Here is a 15,669-nt window from a genome sequence, read left to right on the forward strand (position 1 = left end):
TGACTTTTGACGGCACATCAGAGATGGGGAACTATGCGTGTCCTGTTCGCCGGGCCGCCCTTCTTCGGGCTGCTCTACCCGATGGTTCCGCTGGCCCAGGCGCTCCGCTCGGCCGGCCACGACGTGCTCGTGGCCACCTGCGGAGCCGCGGTGGGACACACCGCACGGGCCGGCCTGCCCGCCGTCGACTGCGCGCCCGGCATCGACCCGGACGCGCTCTACGCACAGTTGGAGAAGGACCGCCAAGGCAAGAAGCCGCCGTCCCCCGGCGAGCGCGGCAAGCCCGCGCGGGGCCAGGGCTTCTCCTTCTTCAGCGACGAGATGGCCGACCGGATGACGGAGATCGCCGGCCACTGGCGCCCCGACCTGGTCGTGCACACCCCCAACGGCGTCGTCGGACAGCTCGTCGCCGCGAAGCTCGGCATCCCGTCCGTCCTGCACGCCGTCGGCTTCGGCCACACCTCCGCGCACGTCGGCATGATGAACAACGCACTCGCCGACGCCTACGACCGGCACGGCCTGAAGGGCCCGGACCCCGTTGCCGCCTGGCTCGACGTCACCCCGCCCGGCATGAGCCGCACCACCGAACCCGACCGCTGGTTCCAGCGCTACGTGCCGTACAACGGCGGCGCCGAACTGCCCGGTTGGCTGTACGCGCCGACCGCACGCCCGCGGATAGCCGTCACGCTCGGCACTGTGCGCCCGGTCGTCGACGGCGTCTCGCCCGTGCAGTGGGTGGTCGACGCGGCCCGCGCCACCGACGCCGAGTTCGTCCTCGCGCTGGGCGGCGCCGACCTCAGCGACCTCGGCCCGCTGCCCGGCAACGTCCGCCCGGTGGACTGGGTGCCGCTCAACGCGCTGCTGGCGGCGAGCGACGCCGTCATCCACCACGGCGGCGCCGGCACCACCCTGACCGCCCTGGACTCCGGACTGCCGCAGATCGTCCTCGGCGAGGGCGCCGACCGCCCGGCCAACGCGGCAGCCGTCCGCGACCGCGGCTGCGGACTGGTACCCGAAGGCCCAGGCGACCTCACCCCCGCGCTCGTCGAACGGCTGCTGACCGACGACGGGCTGCGCACCGAAGCCCGCGCGGCAGCCGCCGAGATGGCCGCCATGCCCAGCCCCGCCGACCTCGTCCCGCGCCTGGTCGAGCTGGCCCGCCGCCACGGGAACTCCGGATGAGCGGCGCCGCACCCAGCGCGTCCGCGCGACCGGCGGCCGACGGCGCCCGGCCGCTCCCCCGGCCCGCCGAAAGCCCCCGCCTCACCGGCCTCGCCGACCGTCTCGCGGCGGCCGTACCCGACGCGCGCGACGCCCTGGTGGCCGAGTTCTGGGCGGCGGTCGAGGAGAGCGGCACGCCGCTGGTCGAGCCGCTGGACGGCGACCCGGGCCACCGCGCCGTCACCTTCCTGTGGCGCGGCCACCGCGCCACCCGCCAGGTCCTGCTGCTCGCCAACCGCCTCATGGACCGCGACCACCTCGCAGGCTCGCTGCTCGACCGGCTGCCGGACACCGACATCTGGTACCGCACCTACCGGCTGCGCGCCGACCACCGGGGCTCGTACCGGATGGTCGCCGACATCTCGACGGGGCCGCAGCCCGCCACCCCCGCCGCCGTACAGGACCGGCTGCGCGCGCTCACCTCGCACGCGGTGCCCGACCCGCTCAACCGCCGCTCCCTCAACGGCCGTTGGCAAGAGGCCGGGAGTTCCCTGTTCGAGCTGGACCAGGCGCCCGCGCAGCCGTGGCGCGAGGCACGCCCCGGAGTGCCGCAGGGCACCGTTGAGCGGCACACGCTGCCCAGCGCCGCGCTCGGCGCCGACCGCCCCGTCCAGGTCTACCTGCCGCCCGGCGGCGCCACGGCCGCGCTCGACGTGCTGGTGCTGTGCGACGGCGACATGTGGTTCGGCGGCCTGGACACCCGGCACACCCTGGACGCGCTGATCGCCGACGGCGCCGTCCCGCCGCTCGCCGTGCTCGCACCGGAGTCGGTGGACCGCGCGACCCGGTGGCGGGAGCTGGGCGCCCGCGACCCCTATGTCGCGTTCCTGGCCGACGAGTTGCTGCCCTGGGCCGCGGCACGCTGGCCGCTGACCACCGACCCCGCCCGTACCGTCGTCGCGGGCCAGAGCCTGGGCGGCATGGCCGCGCTGTACGCCTGCTTCCTGCGTCCTGAACGGTTCGGCAACGCGCTGGCCCAGTCGCCCTCGCTGTGGTGGCGGCCCGGCCTGCCGCACCAGGTGCCCAAGCAGTCCGCCGGCGGCACGCCGTGGCTCGCGCAGCACTTCGCCGACGCCGAGAAGCGGGACATCCGCGTCCACCTGGACGTGGGCCTGCACGAAGGCGCCATGGTCGATCACAGCCGTGCCCTCCACGACGTCCTGGACCGCCGCGGCTACCCGGTCACCCGCACCGAGTTCAACGGCGGGCACGACTACGCCTGCTGGCGCGGCGGCCTGGCCGACGGCCTGGTGTCCTTCCTCGGCCACTGACCCACCGGCCTCAACCGCCCCTCCCCCGGGCCGGACCACCCGGCCCCTCCCCTCTCCCCCTCTCCCCCTCTCACCTCAAGGAGCCCCCGTGTCCCGCCTTTCCCCCTCCCGCAGACCCGCCCGCCGCGCCGCCGTGGTGCTGCCGGTGACGGCGCTCGCCGGAGCACTCGTGCTGACCGGCTGCGGCAGCGACGACGGCTCGTCGAAGAACGCGTCGTCCGGCACCCGCAGCGTGACCGACGCGCTCGGCAAGAAGGTCACCGTGCCGACGGCGCCCAAGAAGGTCGTCACGCTCAGCGAGCCGACCCTCGACGCGTCGCTTGCCCTCGGCGTGGAGCCGATCGGCGCCACCGCGGGCCGCGGCCAGAAGGGCGTGTCGGCCTACCTCGCCAAGAAGGCGGACAAGGCGCAGATCGTCGCCAGCGTCGCCGAGCCCGACCTGGAGAAGCTGGCCTCGCTCCAGCCCGACCTGATCCTGCTCGACGAGACCGTCGGCTCCAAGCGGGTCCTCGACAAGCTCCAGGGCATCGCCCCCACCGTCCTCACCGCCAAGCTCAACGAGGACTGGAAGACGGCCTTCACGGCCACCGCCGACGCCCTCAACAAGAAGGCGGACGCCAAGAAGTGGCTGGGCCGCTTCGACCAGGACGTGACCGCGGCCAAGTCCTCCCTCAAGGGCAACGCCGGCGCGGTGACCAGCGTCGTCCGCTGGCAGGACGGCGCCCCCTCGGTCGTCGGCAAGGGCAAGGGCCACGTCGGCTCCACCCTCTCCGCACTCGGCCTCGAACGACCCGCGAACCAGCAGGGCGAGAGCGTCGGGCACAGCGAGCCGGTCAGCCTGGAGAAGCTCGCCACCATCGACGGCGACTGGCTGTTCTTCGGCGCCCTCGGCGACAAGGCGTCCGGCGAGCAGGCGTACCAGGAGGCCCGCAAGGTACCCAACTTCGGCAAGCTGAAGGCCGAGAAGGACCACCACGTGGTGGTCGTCGAAGGCGCCGCCTGGAACAGCTCCGGCGGCCCGATCGCCGCGCAGAAGGTGCTCGACGACATCAAGTCGGCCATGGCGAAGTAACACCGTCCGACCGGGCCGCCGCCCTCACCGCGCGGCCCGGCCGGGTGCACGAAGGGGCCCCGCGCAGGCCGGGGCTTCTTTGTCTGCGGTAGCCGCCGTGTCACCTTTCGGCACGCACCAGCAGTGTTCCCTCGGATTCCCCGTCCGGGGGATCGATGATCTCCGTCGTGATGTTGGTGAAGCGGGCTGACGTCAAGAGGGTCGTCCACTCTTGGGGTGAGTGGTCCCAGCGTGAGACCGCCCGCGCTTCACGGAGCGGGTTCCCAGGTCTCGGATCAGCCTGCGGTGGCTTGTGGCTGAAGGCGAACACTCCGCCCTCAGCCAGGCCCTGCCGCACCAGCGGCAGGAGCGTTGCGGGATCTGTGAACCACACCGGGCCGAAGACCGAGAACACCACGTCGAAGCTGTCGGGGTGGCGGGTCAGGAACTCCGTTGCCTCTGCCGTCCGGAAGATGAGGCCGGGGACGCTTCCCCAACGCGCCTCCGCCTTGTCACGTTGACTCGGTGCGATGTCGATACCGACACACCTGGCTCCGAGCTGTGCCAAGTGGGCGAGGTTACAGCCAGTACCGCTCCCCAGCTCCAGCACCCGGCGCCCGCATACAGGGCCGAGCAGGGACTCGTTGGGGCCGTGGTCGGCGTGCTGAGTCCAGTTGAGCCACGTGGTGGCTCCGGCGGCGTTCACGGCTCTTCTGGGGGTCCGGCCCGCCGCGTACCGCTCCCACACTGCGGTGACTGCTTCCATGCCGTTCCTCTCGTGCAGGATGGCTCCCCCAGGATCGGAGGGAGCCACCGAGTATGGCGCGTCCTGCTACGTGCCGACCGGGCTGTCGCTGCATCCCGCGTGGCACTGGGAACAGTCCGATTCCGCGGCGTTCCACAGTTCGCGGTCGATGGCGAACCCAGCGGCCTTGATGGCTTCGACCGTGTCCCGCAGGACGTACCGTCCACCGGAGTTCTGCTCGGGAATGTGCGGGACGTGGTGGATGTAACGTCCGGCGACCATGCTGCAGAAGTCCGTGTAGTTGATCGTGTCGAGCACGAACGTGTGAACACCGAGATCTACGCGTCGGGCCGGTCCCATGTCCACATGCGGGCGTTCAACCGACGTCACCAGGTAGGCCACGGTCTGACCGAAGGTGCGTTCGGCCAACTCCCGGTCCATGCGGTGGTCCCGCATGATCAGCCGCACCTCACGTTCCCAGACTTCGGGGCTTACGCACGCCCGTGGATCCCTGAGCTTCACTGCTGTTGTCACCGTGATCCCTTTCTCTCGGTTGAGTGGTGCGCTGAAACCGCCTTCCGCACGCAGCCCCGTAACCGGCTCATCTCCTGCCTCGGAGGATCACGAGGCCGCACACGTGCGGTAGCGCTTCGCCGGCGCGGCGGCCGTACCGGGCTGCCACTCCCCTGCCTGCTTCAGTCAACGCGGTTGCCGGATAAGGAACTTGCACAGAGTTTGCACAGCTGAGAGGGGGACAGGACCCTGACGCCTGCCGTCGCCGCTGCTCTGGCCGAGCCGCTCGGGCTCACCATGGCGGAAGTCCTGGGCAAAGTCGCCGTGCGACAGGACTCCCAGGCGGACCTGTCAGCGCTGCGGTCGGCTGTGAGGGACTATGACCTGCCCGGAGCCCGGGAAGTCCACGAAGGCCAGATCGAGGCCACCTTGGAGACAGTTGGCCGGCTCCGGGACGACGTGCAGGTGACCCGGCTCCTGAGGATGCTCCCGAAGCTGCTGAGGGACGCCACGGCCTACGCGCATGCCGCCAACACGGCAGAAGCCTGGGCGGCGCTCTCGGACGTCTACAGCACCGTCTATTGGGTCGCCGCGCGGCATCGCTGGATGGATATGGCAGACCTGGCGGTGACACGTCAGCGATGGGCCATCGAACAGCAGGCCAACCCCCTGGGCGCTGCTCTCGCCGCACGGGACCGCGCCGGGGCATACCTCAACGGTGGAGACTTCGAAGCGGGGCTGACCATGGTTGACCGCGCCATCGCTGCGGCTCAGAGCCGCCTGTCAGGCCAGGAACGCGCATTCGCGGTCGGTGTGCTGAACCTCCGGGGTATGACCCTGGCCGGGCGGCTCAAAGACAAGGCGGAGGGCAAGCGCGAGGCTGAAAGGCACATCAGGTCCGCGGCGGAGGCGGCCGAGTGGTTCGATCGGGACTGGAACCGTCACCACATGATCTTCGGGCCTCGGAACACGGCTACCCATGTGCTGGCCACCCGGCTGGACCTGGGCAAACCTCGGGAGGCGCTGAGCGCGGCCGAGGACATCGACACCGTTCTGGAGGGACTGCCGCCCACCCGGATCGCTCCGACGCATATCAACATGGCGCGGGCACAACTCGACCTCGGCGACCGTGACGGGGCTCTGGAGAACCTGACTGTTGCCTGGGAAGCGGCTCCCCAGATGGCCCGCATCCACCCTATGTGGCGGGAGGCGTTCCGGGTCGTGTCGTCCCTGCACCGACGCAGCAATCCGGAACTGGTCAGGCTGTCGAAGCTCTCCGGGGTCGCGCTCTGATCCATGTCCCGGCAACGTGCCCCACGCATGGACAACACTGGGCCCGCAGTGACTTGACCAGCGGAAACCCGATGATGATCGCGGGGAAATCCTGCACAAACACCCCCCCATGAAGGGGGTGTTTGTGCAGGCCGGAAGATCATGTGCCGTGAAGCACCCGGTTCCATGAAGGCACGAACCAGGTCCAGCGGATCGTGTTCTCGTCGATCCGGTCCGGTCAGTCCCCCGTGGGCGTCGCCGCCTCCTGCATCCCGCGGACGGCCGCCGCCCGGAGGTCCTTCTTGGAGATCTTGCCGATGGCGGTCTGCGGGAACTCCTCGACGAACTCGACCCGGTCGGGCACCTTGTACGCGGCCAGGCCACGGCCGCGGATGAACGCCTTGAGCGCGGCCGGCTTCAGTGGCTCGGCGCCGGCGCGGAGGATGACGTAGGCGCGGGTGCGCTCGCCGAGGTAGGGGTCGGCCTCCGCGACGAGGTTGGCGTCGTGCACGGCCGGGTGGGCGAGCAGGTGGTTCTCGACCTCCTCGGCCGCGATCTTCTCGCCGCCGCGGTTGATCTGGTCCTTGGCCCGCCCCTCCACCACCAGGTGGCCGGTCGGGGTCTGCCGGACGATGTCACCGGTGCGGTAGAAGCCGTCGGCGGTGAAGGCGGTGGCGTTGTGCTCGGGCGCCCGCCAGTAGCCGCGGATGGTGTACGGGCCGCGGGTCAGCAGATGGCCGGGCGCGCCGGGCGGCACGTCGTTGTCCTCGTCGTCGACGACCCTGATCTCGTCGTCCGGCGAGATGGGGCGCCCCTGGGTGGTGACGATGGTCTCCTCGGGGTCGTCCAGGCGCGTGTAGTTGACCAGGCCCTCGGCCATCCCGAAGACCTGCTGCAAGGTGCAGCCGAGCGCCGGACGCACCCGCCGCGCCGCTTCCTCGCTGAACTTCGCGCCGCCCACCAGCAGGACGTCGAGGCTGCTGAGGTCGTACGTCGTCGACGGGGCGGCCTCCGTCCACACCAGCGCCAGCGGCGGCACCACGCCGGTGAGGGTGACACGCTCCTGCTCGATCAGCGGGAAGGCGACGTCGGGGCTGGGCTGCGGGCAGAGCACCACGCGGGCGCCCGCGTACAGCGCGCCGAGCGTGCCGGGCGATGACAGCGGGAAGTTGTGCGCGGCGGGCAGCACGCAGAGGTAGACGCTGTGTTCGTCGACGCCGCAGAGCTCGTTGGAGCCGCGCACCGAGTACAGGTAGTCGTCGTGGGTGCGCGGGATCAGCTTGGGGATGCCCGTGCTGCCGCCGGAGAGCTGGAGGAACGCCAGGTCGTGCGGGGCGGGCCCGGGGAGCGGCACCGGGTCGCGGGGCACGTCGGCCAGCGCTTCGAAGGGGCCGGGGTCGCCGCCGGTCACGAACACCGCGCCGAGGCCGGGGACTTCGGCACGGACCTTCGCGGCCAGTTCGCGGTAGTCGTATCCGCCGTGCTCGGCGGGGATGACGTAGGCGGCGGCCTCGGTGAAGGCGCAGAAGTAGGTGATCTCGGTCTCGCGGTGCGCGGGCAGCGCGAAGACCGGGAGGGCGCCGATCCGGAAGAGGGCGAAGACGACCTCGAAGAACTCGGCGGTGTTGGGGAGCTGGACCACGACGCGGTCGCCGGGGGCGATGCCGCGCGCGACGAAGCCGGCCGCGAGCCGGTCGGCCCGTTCGTCCAGTTCGGCGTAGGTCCAGCGGGATCCGGCGGCCGGATCGACAAGCGCTGTGCGGTCCGGGTGGGCGGCGGCGCGCTCGCGCAGCATCTGCCCGAAGGTCTCGCCGCGCCACCAGCCGGCGGCGCGGTACCGCTCGGCGTATGCGGCGGGCCACGACGGGGTGGGGGTGTGGCTCACAGCTCGGCTCCCACCGCGTGCAGGAAGGTGCGGAACTTCGCGGCCGTCTCGTCGATTTCCGCGGCGGGCTCCGAAGCGGCCACGATGCCGGCGCCCGCGTACAGCCGCAGCGCCTTCTCCTCGGCTTCCGCGCAGCGGATCGTCACCACCCACTCGCCGTCGCCGCGGGCGTCGCCCCAGCCGACCATGCCGGTGAAGAAGCCGCGGTCGAACGGCTCGGTCTCGCCGATGACCTGACGCGCGGTCTCGGTGGGGGTGCCGCAGACCGCGGGGGTGGGGTGCAGCGCGCAGGCCAGTTCCAGCGCGGAGGCGTCCGGCGCGGCGAGGGTGCCCTGGACGGTGGTCGACAGGTGCCACATGGCGGCGGTGCGGATCAGCGTGGGGCGGGCGGGCACCTGCATCGCCGTGCAGTACGGGGCGAGCGCCTGCTGCACCGCGTCCACCACGACCGCGTGTTCGTGCAGGTCCTTGGCGGACTGGAGCAGCGCGGCGGCGCGGCGTACGTCCTCGGCGAGGTCGGTGCTGCGCGGCGCCGAGCCGGCCAGCGGGTTGGCGACGACGCGGTTGCCGTGCCGGGAGACGAGGAGTTCGGGGCTGGCCCCGATGAGGGTGCGTCCCGGCGCCGTGGGCAGGGCGAAGGTGTGGCCGGACGGGTCGCGGCGGGCCAGCCGCTGGAGCATCGCGGGGATGTCGAGCGGCTCGGGTGCGCTCAGTTCCAGGGTGCGGGCCAGCACGACCTTGCTGAACTCGCCGCGCCACATGCGCTCGACGGCGGAGGCGACGCCGGCGCCGTACGTCTCGGGCGCGGGGCGCGGGCGGATCTGCCAGTCGGTGCCGGACGGCGCGTCGGCGGGGAGCGCGATGAGCGGGTCGGCGGCGAGCGGCGGTCCGCTGCGCATCTCGTCGGCTATCACGAGGGCCGAGGGGGCGGTGTGGTCGAAGGGGGTGGCCCCGATGGCGACCGGTTCGCTGCACCCTGCGGCGCGGGCCGCCTCCAGCGAGTCCGCCACCCGCTGGGGCAACGGTCTCTCGTCATGGGGTATTTCGCGGTGCACTCCGCGGGCCAGGAGGGTGCGGGTGGGGGTGGCCAGGAAGCGGTCGCCCGGCGCGTAGGCGTCCAGGAGTCCGGTGGCGGCTCCCACGGCGGGGTGCGCCGGACCGGTCGGCGGGATGTGCGGGGCGACGTGGGGTGCGGTCGGCACGGGGGCTCCTTTTCTGCGAAGTTCCCGCCAGGGGAACCGGCTTGGACGAGTGACGGCAGCGGGACGCAGCGAGCCGCCGGACCGTGCAGCCCCTCGGCTATGGGCATGCCGAAGTGCGCGCACGGGCCGGCGGCCCCGCCGGGCCCGGATCGGACCGAACAAAACCCGCCAGAAGGATTAGGTTAGCCTAACCTAATCGCAAATGGCGGATCAAGGGCAGGTCAATCGCCGTTCCCTCGGGTATCGCGGTTCATCAACTCCTAGGGAAGTAGGGGGTGTTGGTGGCGCCGTGGTCGGTTCGTGCGCATCGGGACTGCGGTGTCGCCGCAGCGCGCGGCGGCGTCAGGGGCGCGTCCGCCGGGCAGCCATCCCCTCGATGAGGCGGCGCCGCTGGGTCGCGGACCCGGCCAGCTCGGCGCCGGTCAGGGCCAGCGCGGTGGCGCCGTCGAGCACCGCCAGGTCGGCGCCCGGACTCTTCCCGTACGCGGCGAACTCAGGGGTGTGCTGCTTGGCGCCGCCGGTGTCGTAGCCGATCGTGGGGTGGATCGCGGGCAGCAGCCGCGAGACGTTGCCCATGTCCGTCGAGGCCAGCGTCTCCCCCTGCCGCGAGGCCACCGACCGGCCCAGACTGCCGGCCGCCCTGACGTACGCGTCCGTCAGGTACGGGTCCTGGCACAGCTCGGCGAAGTCCCGGCCGTGCACCCGCAGCTCCAGCTCGGCGCCGGTGGCCAGCGCGCCCGCCTCGAAACAGGCCCGCACCTTCTGCCGCACCCGGGCCAGTTCCTCCAGCGTCGGGGCCCTGACCTCGTAGCGGGCGCCGGTGCGCGCCGGTATGACGTTCACGGCCTGGCCGCCGTCGGTGACGATGCCGTGCACCACGGCGCCGGGCGGCAGTTGCTGCCGCAGCAGTCCGAGCGCGGTGTGCGCGAGGGTCATCGCGTCCAGGGCGTTGACACCCTCCCAGGGGGCGACCGCCGCGTGCGCCGGTGTCCCCCGGTAGGTGATGTCCCAGGCGCCGATGGCCAGCGACGAGGCACCCACGGTGTCGTCCGGCGCGGCGTGCACCATCATCGCCGCGGCGACGTCGTCGAAGACCCCGGCCTCCAGGAGGAGCGCCTTGCCGCCGATGTCCTCCTCGGCCGGGGTGCCGATGAGCTTGACGGTCAGGCCCAGTTCGTCCGCGACGGCGGCCAGGCCGATGGCCGCGCCGACCGCCGCGGCGCCGTTGACGTTGTGCCCGCAGGCATGGCCGATGTCCGGCAGGGCGTCGTACTCGGCGCAGAACGCGACCACCAGGTCGCCCGAACCCCGCGCCGCCACCAGGGCGGTGGGCAGCCCCGCGACGCCCCGGGTGACCGTGAACCCCGCGTCCGCCAGGAGGTCCGCGATCTTCGCGGCCGAGCGGTGTTCGGCGAGCGCGATCTCGGGCTCGTCGTGCAGGCTGTGGCTCAGCGCCAGCAGCCGGTCGCGCCAGTCGCGGACCGCAGCGGCCACTGCGCGCCGCGCGTCGTCGGTTCCGGTGCCGTGCGGTGCCCCGGTGCTCATACGGGCCTCCCGATTCCTGTGGGGTGTGTGCGGTTGTGCGGGGTGTGCGGGGTGCGAACTGCGGGTGCGGTGCGTGGTGTCCCGCGTCCGGTCGGTCCGTGCGTCGGTCCGTCCGTCATGCGAGCTTCGTGCCCGGTGTCTGCGGGACGGCCTGTGGCGCCGGATCGGCCACGGCCGGGCGCGGGCCTCGGTAGCGCAGTGCCAGGGCGGTGCCCAGGACGGCGACCAGCGCGCAGCAGCTCCAGCTCCACAGGTAGCCGGACAGGGCGATGTGCCCGGTGCCCCGGTCCGCGTGCGCGGCGAAGAACGCGCCGGTCACGGCGGCGCCGATGGCCGCGCCGAGCGACAGCGCCAACTCGTTGATGCCGACCGCGAGCGCGGTCTGCTGCGCGTCGACGACCTCGGCCGACAGGGTCCTGCCGATCGACTCGAACACCCCCGTCGCCAGGCCCACGACCAGGGCGCACGTCAGATACGAGGGGAGGGTGCCGTGGCAGAGCACCATGCCCAGGAAGCCCAGCGCGGCGAGCAGTCCGCCGGCCGCGAGCACCGCGCGGTCGCCCGCCCGCCGGGCCAGCCGCGGTGTGAGCGCGGAGCCGGCGAACCCGGCGGTCACCATGCCGAGCGAGACGGTGGCGATGGCCTGCGGCCCCAGGCCCATGCCGTAGCCCGCGTCCGCAGGCGAGGCGCCCAGGAAGAGGGCGTTGGCGCCGAGGAAGCCGATGGTGCCGAAGGCGGCGCAGAAGGTGTAGCCGCTGACCACCGCGAGCCGCCGGTTGCTCAGCATCCGCACGCTGACCAGCGGATGCGCGGCGCGGCGCTCGACCGCGACCCAGGCGGCGAGCGCCACCACGGCCACCAGCGCGAGCCCCAGGGTCGGTATCGACACCCACCCCCAGGCGGCGCCCTGCGCGAGGACCAGCACCAGCGCCACCAGACCCACGGTGAGCAGCGCCGCCGCCCCGAAGTGGAAGCGTCCGCCGTGCGGTACGTCGCTGTCGGGCAGCAGCAGACCGGCGACGAGGGCGAGCACGGCGACCGGTACCGCCGTCCACAGCCCCGCGGCCGGATGCCGTTCGCTGAGCACCCCGGCCACCAGGCCGCCCACGCCGATCGCGATCAGCAGCACGCCGACGAGCAGCGAGATCCCGGTGCGGTTCCGCTCCGGCGCGCGGGACCTGAGAATGCCCACGAGCAGCGGGAAGAAGCCCACCAGGGCGCCTTGCAGCAGCACGCCGACGGCCAGCGTCGCCGCGGAGGGCCAGGCCGCCATCAGCAGCGAGCCGCCCGCCACCATGGCCAGCGCGATCCGGAGCAGTCTGCGGTGCCCGTACAGGTCGCCGAGCCGCGACAGCAGCGGCGTCAGCACCGCGAAGGCGAGCTGGGAGAGCAGGTAGATGTTGTTCTGGCCGACGCTGCTGAGGTGCAGCAGCGGGCCGAGCGCGGGCAGCAGCGGCGTGAGGTAGCCCTGCACGATCCCGCTGCACAGCACCACGACGGCCATCGCGCCGAGCAGGGCGGTGGAACGCATCGCCCGTGGCCTGGGGGACGACTCGGGAGTGGACACAGTCTCACCTCATCCGGTGGCCGGAAACCGACAGTGGTGGTTACTGTGCGGGCCGGGGTACGAGCGGGCGCGGAAATCGACGGATTCGGACGTACGGAGCACACCTGATGCAAGAAACGGTCACCGCGAGCGAGTTGGATCTCGCGCTGGTGAACGCCCTGCAGCTACGGCCCCGAGCCTCCTGGGCCGACCTCGCGCCGCTGCTCGGCGTCACCCCGAGCACCCTGGCGCGGCGCTGGGAGCGGCTGACCGAGGCCGGTCTGGCGTGGGTGTACGCGGCGCCGGGGCGGGAGTTCACCCGCAGCCGCTGCACCGCGTTCGTGCTGCTCCGCTGCCGTCCCGAGGCCAGGTCCCACCTGGCGGCGGAGCTGAGCGGGTGCACGGAGGCCGTCACCATCGAGGTGACCGGACCTGGCAGCGCCGACCTGCTGCTCGACGTGCTGACCCCGGACCTGCCCGCGCTCGGCCGCTTCCTGACCGGGAAGCTCGACCGACTGCCCGGCATCACCGCGGTCAGCTGCCTGTTCGCCACGTCCCTGTACGTCGAGGGGAGCCGCTGGCGGCTGCGCTCCCTCGACCCCGCCCAGCTCACCGCGCTCGGCGCCACCGCGCACCCGGCGCCGAACGGGATACGCGCCGTCGAACTCGACGCCGTGGACCGCCTGTTGATCGACCAGCTCGTCAGCGACGGCCGCCTCGGCTGGTCCGAACTGGCCGCCCGCGCCGCGACCAGCCCGGCCACCGTCCGCCGCCGCCTGCACCGGCTGACCGACGCCGGGGTCCTCACCTTCCGCTGCGACCTGGCCACACCGCTCGCCGGCCGCCCCGTCCCGGTCTCCCTCCTGGGCCGGGCCCCGGCCCGCGACATCGACGCCGTCCACCGTGCGTTCGCGGCCTCCCCCGAGTGCCGTCTGGTGGCGGGTGTCACCGGGTCGGCCAACATCTTCGCCACGCTCTGGGTGCACGACATCGGCGACATCCAGCGCCGCGAGGCCGCCTTGTGCGCGCGGCTCCCCACCCTCACCGTCACCGACCGCATCGTGGGCCTGCACACCGTCAAGCGCATGGGCCATCTGCTCGACGACGAAGGCCGCCGCATCGGCGTGCGGCCCATCGCGCCCTGGTAGCAGGGGACCTGGCGCGGTCCCCGCCGTGCGGCTCAGCTCCGGTGCGGTACGTCCGTCAGGCGCAGCGGCAGCGATTTCAGGCCGTTGATGAAGTTCGACACCAGGCGCTGCGGCGGGCCCCCGACGGCCAGGGCGGGCAGCAGGCGGCAGGTCTCCTCGTAGAGCACCCGCAGTTGCAGGCGCGCGAAGTGCGCGCCCAGGCAGACGTGCGGGCCGTCGCCGAAGGAGACGTGGGGGTTGGGGGTGCGGGCCGGATCGAGCCGGTGCGGGTCGGCGAAGGCCCGCTCGTCGAAGTTGGCCGAGCCGTGGAAGACGACCACCTTGTCGCCCGCCCTGATGCGGCGGCCCGCCAGTTCGGTGTCGCGGGCGGCGGTCCTGCGGAAGCTGAGCACCGGCGGATGCCAGCGCAGCAGTTCCTCCACCGCCGTCGCCGTCGCCGCCTCCCCGGTACGCAGCGCACGGTAGGCGCCGGGGTGGCGGGCGAGCGCCAGCAGGCCGCCGGGTGCCGCGCTGCGCACCGTGTCGTTGCCCGCGATGGTCAGCAGGAAGAAGAACATCTCCAGTTCGGTGGTGGCCAGTTCGCGGTCGGTCGCGAGGACCGTCATGAGGTCGTCGCCCGGATGGCGCCGCTTGTGGGCGGCCAGGTCCCGCGCGAAGCCGAACATGTCCCCCAGCATCGCCGGGGAACGCGGATCGGCGGGCGGCCCGTCCTGCCCGGCGGCGGACGGCCCTGCCTCGTCCGGGTCCTGGTAGCCGATGACGCGCCGGGTCCACTCCAGGAGCAGGCCGCGATCGGTGGCCGGGACGCCCAGCAGGTCGGCGAGGTTGAGCAGCGCGTACTCGTCCGTGACGTCGGCGACGAGATCGCGGACGCCGTCCCCGTCGCGGGCGGCGGCGACGGACGCCGTCAGCAGGGCGCGGGCCCGCTCGCGCACCCCGTCCTCGAACCGTGCGATGCGACGGGGTGTGAAGGCGCGGCCCGCGAGCCGGCGCAGCCTGACGTGGTCCGGGGGGTCCTGATTGAGCATCATCCGGCGGATGAACGGCAGGTCGGCGGGGTCGGGGTCGCGGATCTGGGTGGCGCCCAGGCGGGAGGAGAAGGTGCGGGCGTCCTTGAGGACGCGGACGACGTCGGCGTGCCGGGTGACGGCCCAGAAGCCGGGGCCCGCGGGCCAGCCCAGTACCTCGTGCTCCTCCTGCCTGGCCACCGGATGCCGGTCGCGCAGCCGCCGGTAGGCCGCGTGCGGCAGGCCGCCGGTGTAGATACGGGGGTCGAAGACGTCCGGCACGTCGGGCAGGTCCGGTGTGCCGGGCGCCGCCGGTGCTCCGCCGGCCGCCGGGCGCGTCATGCGGCGTCCGGCCCGTCGCCGGTGCGCGCCGCAAGCCCTGCCGGTCCGCCGTCTCCGTCGGCGCGCAGGAAGTCCTCGACCGTGCGGATCAGTTCCAGCGGGGTCTCGTCCATGGCGTAGTGCCCGGCGCCCGGCAGTTCGACCAGGGTGGCCGCGGCGTGCCGGCGCAGCCAGGTCGCGCGCATCACGTCGGCGGAGAGCGCGGGGTCGAGCGCCCCGGCGACCGCAAGCGCAGGTACCGGCGAGCCGTCGATCTCGGCCGCGAAGTCCTCCAGCGCCCAGGAGTCCAGCCAGGTGCGGAACGCCGTCGGGTCGCTGCGCTCCAGGGACCTGCGCACCATGCGGTCGAGCCAGGCGGCGGGGCGCCGCCCGCCGGTGGTGAGGTCGATGATGGCCCGCCGGCTCTCCGGGGCGTGCGCCGCCGATGCGAACAGTTCCCACTGCTCCGGTGACAGGCCGGCCCCGGATGCGGGCACCGGTGAGATGCCGACGAGCCTGCGGACACGGTGCGGCGCCGCGGCCAGCACCCGCTGGACGACGCTGCCGCCCATCGAGTGCCCGATCAGCGAACACCGCTCCCAGCCCAGCCGGTCGGCGAGCGCCAGGACGTCGGCCGCGCCCTCGGCCGTGGTGTACGCGCCGGGCTCGTCCTTCGCCCCGCCGTAGCCGCGGAGGTCGACCACCGCGTACTGGAACGCGTCCCGGTCGAGGTCGGGCAGCACCGCGTCGAAGGCGGACCGGTCCGCGAACCAGCCGTGTACGGCGATGACCTTGTGCGGCCCGTCGCCGTGCAGGACATGAGGGAGGACGAAGGAAGCCACGCGCGCTCCAGACAGCAGACGGCCGGTCGGGCGGCCACGGACCGGCCGCCACGCCCCACCCTGACCCGAACTCCCCGGCCCGGCAAGGGCGCGGCGGGCG

13 protein-coding genes are annotated in these 15,669 nt (G+C 73.0%); 5 read left to right on the top strand and 8 right to left on the bottom strand.

Annotated features, from left to right (window positions below):
• The first annotated feature begins 33 nt into the window (after nt 1-33).
• From ACIBK8_RS15245 to ACIBK8_RS15255, 3 genes are all read left to right on the top strand, one after another.
• Nucleotides 34-1,182, top strand: a complete 1,149-nt coding sequence (locus ACIBK8_RS15245; protein ID WP_399042259.1) for a nucleotide disphospho-sugar-binding domain-containing protein — start codon at nt 34-36, stop codon at nt 1,180-1,182.
• The gene (gene fes / locus ACIBK8_RS15250; RefSeq protein WP_399042260.1) at nt 1,179-2,492 is read left to right on the top strand and encodes an enterochelin esterase; all 1,314 of its coding nucleotides are present in this window, start codon (nt 1,179-1,181) and stop codon (nt 2,490-2,492) included. Before ACIBK8_RS15245 ends, fes begins: the two co-directional genes overlap by 4 nt.
• A gap of 88 nt (nt 2,493-2,580) precedes the next feature.
• Nucleotides 2,581-3,564 carry an ABC transporter substrate-binding protein gene (locus tag ACIBK8_RS15255; protein WP_399042262.1) on the top strand — a complete coding sequence of 328 codons (984 nt, stop codon included), beginning with the start codon at nt 2,581-2,583 and terminating at the stop codon, nt 3,562-3,564.
• Between the two features lie 100 nt (nt 3,565-3,664).
• Here ACIBK8_RS15255 and ACIBK8_RS15260 read toward each other — a convergent pair whose 3' ends face one another.
• Together ACIBK8_RS15260 and ACIBK8_RS15265 are read right to left on the bottom strand one after the other, a co-directional pair.
• Complete coding sequence (locus ACIBK8_RS15260) at nt 3,665-4,309, bottom strand: class I SAM-dependent methyltransferase (RefSeq protein ID WP_399042264.1); 645 nt, start codon at nt 4,307-4,309, stop codon at nt 3,665-3,667.
• A gap of 66 nt (nt 4,310-4,375) precedes the next feature.
• The gene (locus tag ACIBK8_RS15265; protein ID WP_399042265.1) at nt 4,376-4,756 is read right to left on the bottom strand and encodes a glycine-rich domain-containing protein; all 381 of its coding nucleotides are present in this window, start codon (nt 4,754-4,756) and stop codon (nt 4,376-4,378) included.
• A 342-nt stretch (nt 4,757-5,098) separates the two neighbouring features.
• Here ACIBK8_RS15265 and ACIBK8_RS15270 point away from each other — a divergent pair, with 342 nt between their 5' ends.
• On the top strand, nt 5,099-6,094 hold the full coding sequence (locus ACIBK8_RS15270; protein WP_399042266.1) for an XRE family transcriptional regulator: 996 nt from the start codon (nt 5,099-5,101) through the stop codon (nt 6,092-6,094).
• Between the two features lie 217 nt (nt 6,095-6,311).
• Here the strand turns inward: ACIBK8_RS15270 and ACIBK8_RS15275 are convergent, their stop codons facing one another.
• The 4 genes from ACIBK8_RS15275 to ACIBK8_RS15290 all read right to left on the bottom strand — a co-directional run bounded on the left by ACIBK8_RS15275 (nt 6,312) and on the right by ACIBK8_RS15290 (nt 12,272).
• Nucleotides 6,312-7,958 carry a (2,3-dihydroxybenzoyl)adenylate synthase gene (locus ACIBK8_RS15275; protein ID WP_399042267.1) on the bottom strand — a complete coding sequence of 549 codons (1,647 nt, stop codon included), beginning with the start codon at nt 7,956-7,958 and terminating at the stop codon, nt 6,312-6,314.
• Nucleotides 7,955-9,160, bottom strand: a complete 1,206-nt coding sequence (gene dhbC / locus ACIBK8_RS15280; RefSeq protein WP_399042269.1) for an isochorismate synthase DhbC — start codon at nt 9,158-9,160, stop codon at nt 7,955-7,957. Before dhbC ends, ACIBK8_RS15275 begins: the two co-directional genes overlap by 4 nt.
• Before the next feature lie 342 nt (nt 9,161-9,502).
• Complete coding sequence (locus tag ACIBK8_RS15285) at nt 9,503-10,705, bottom strand: amidohydrolase (protein WP_399042270.1); 1,203 nt, start codon at nt 10,703-10,705, stop codon at nt 9,503-9,505.
• 115 nt (nt 10,706-10,820) lie between these two features.
• Nucleotides 10,821-12,272, bottom strand: coding sequence for an MFS transporter (locus ACIBK8_RS15290; RefSeq protein WP_399042272.1), 1,452 nt, complete (start codon nt 12,270-12,272; stop codon nt 10,821-10,823).
• A gap of 107 nt (nt 12,273-12,379) precedes the next feature.
• Between ACIBK8_RS15290 and ACIBK8_RS15295 the strand changes: the two genes are divergently transcribed.
• Entirely contained in the window at nt 12,380-13,399 is a 1,020-nt protein-coding gene (locus ACIBK8_RS15295) for an Lrp/AsnC family transcriptional regulator (RefSeq protein ID WP_399042273.1), read from the top strand.
• Between the two features lie 32 nt (nt 13,400-13,431).
• Here the strand turns inward: ACIBK8_RS15295 and ACIBK8_RS15300 are convergent, their stop codons facing one another.
• Both ACIBK8_RS15300 and ACIBK8_RS15305 read right to left on the bottom strand, forming a co-directional pair.
• Entirely contained in the window at nt 13,432-14,748 is a 1,317-nt protein-coding gene (locus ACIBK8_RS15300) for a cytochrome P450 (RefSeq protein ID WP_399042275.1), read from the bottom strand.
• Nucleotides 14,745-15,569: an alpha/beta fold hydrolase gene (locus ACIBK8_RS15305; RefSeq protein WP_399042277.1), complete on the bottom strand. Its 825-nt coding sequence runs from the start codon at nt 15,567-15,569 to the stop codon at nt 14,745-14,747. The genes ACIBK8_RS15300 and ACIBK8_RS15305 overlap by 4 nt, the downstream gene beginning before the upstream one ends.
• Nucleotides 15,570-15,669 lie beyond the last annotated feature (100 nt).

This window comes from Streptomyces sp. NPDC050161, from assembly GCF_044460025.1.
In the GTDB taxonomy this organism is placed as follows: Bacteria; Actinomycetota; Actinomycetes; order Streptomycetales; family Streptomycetaceae; genus Streptomyces.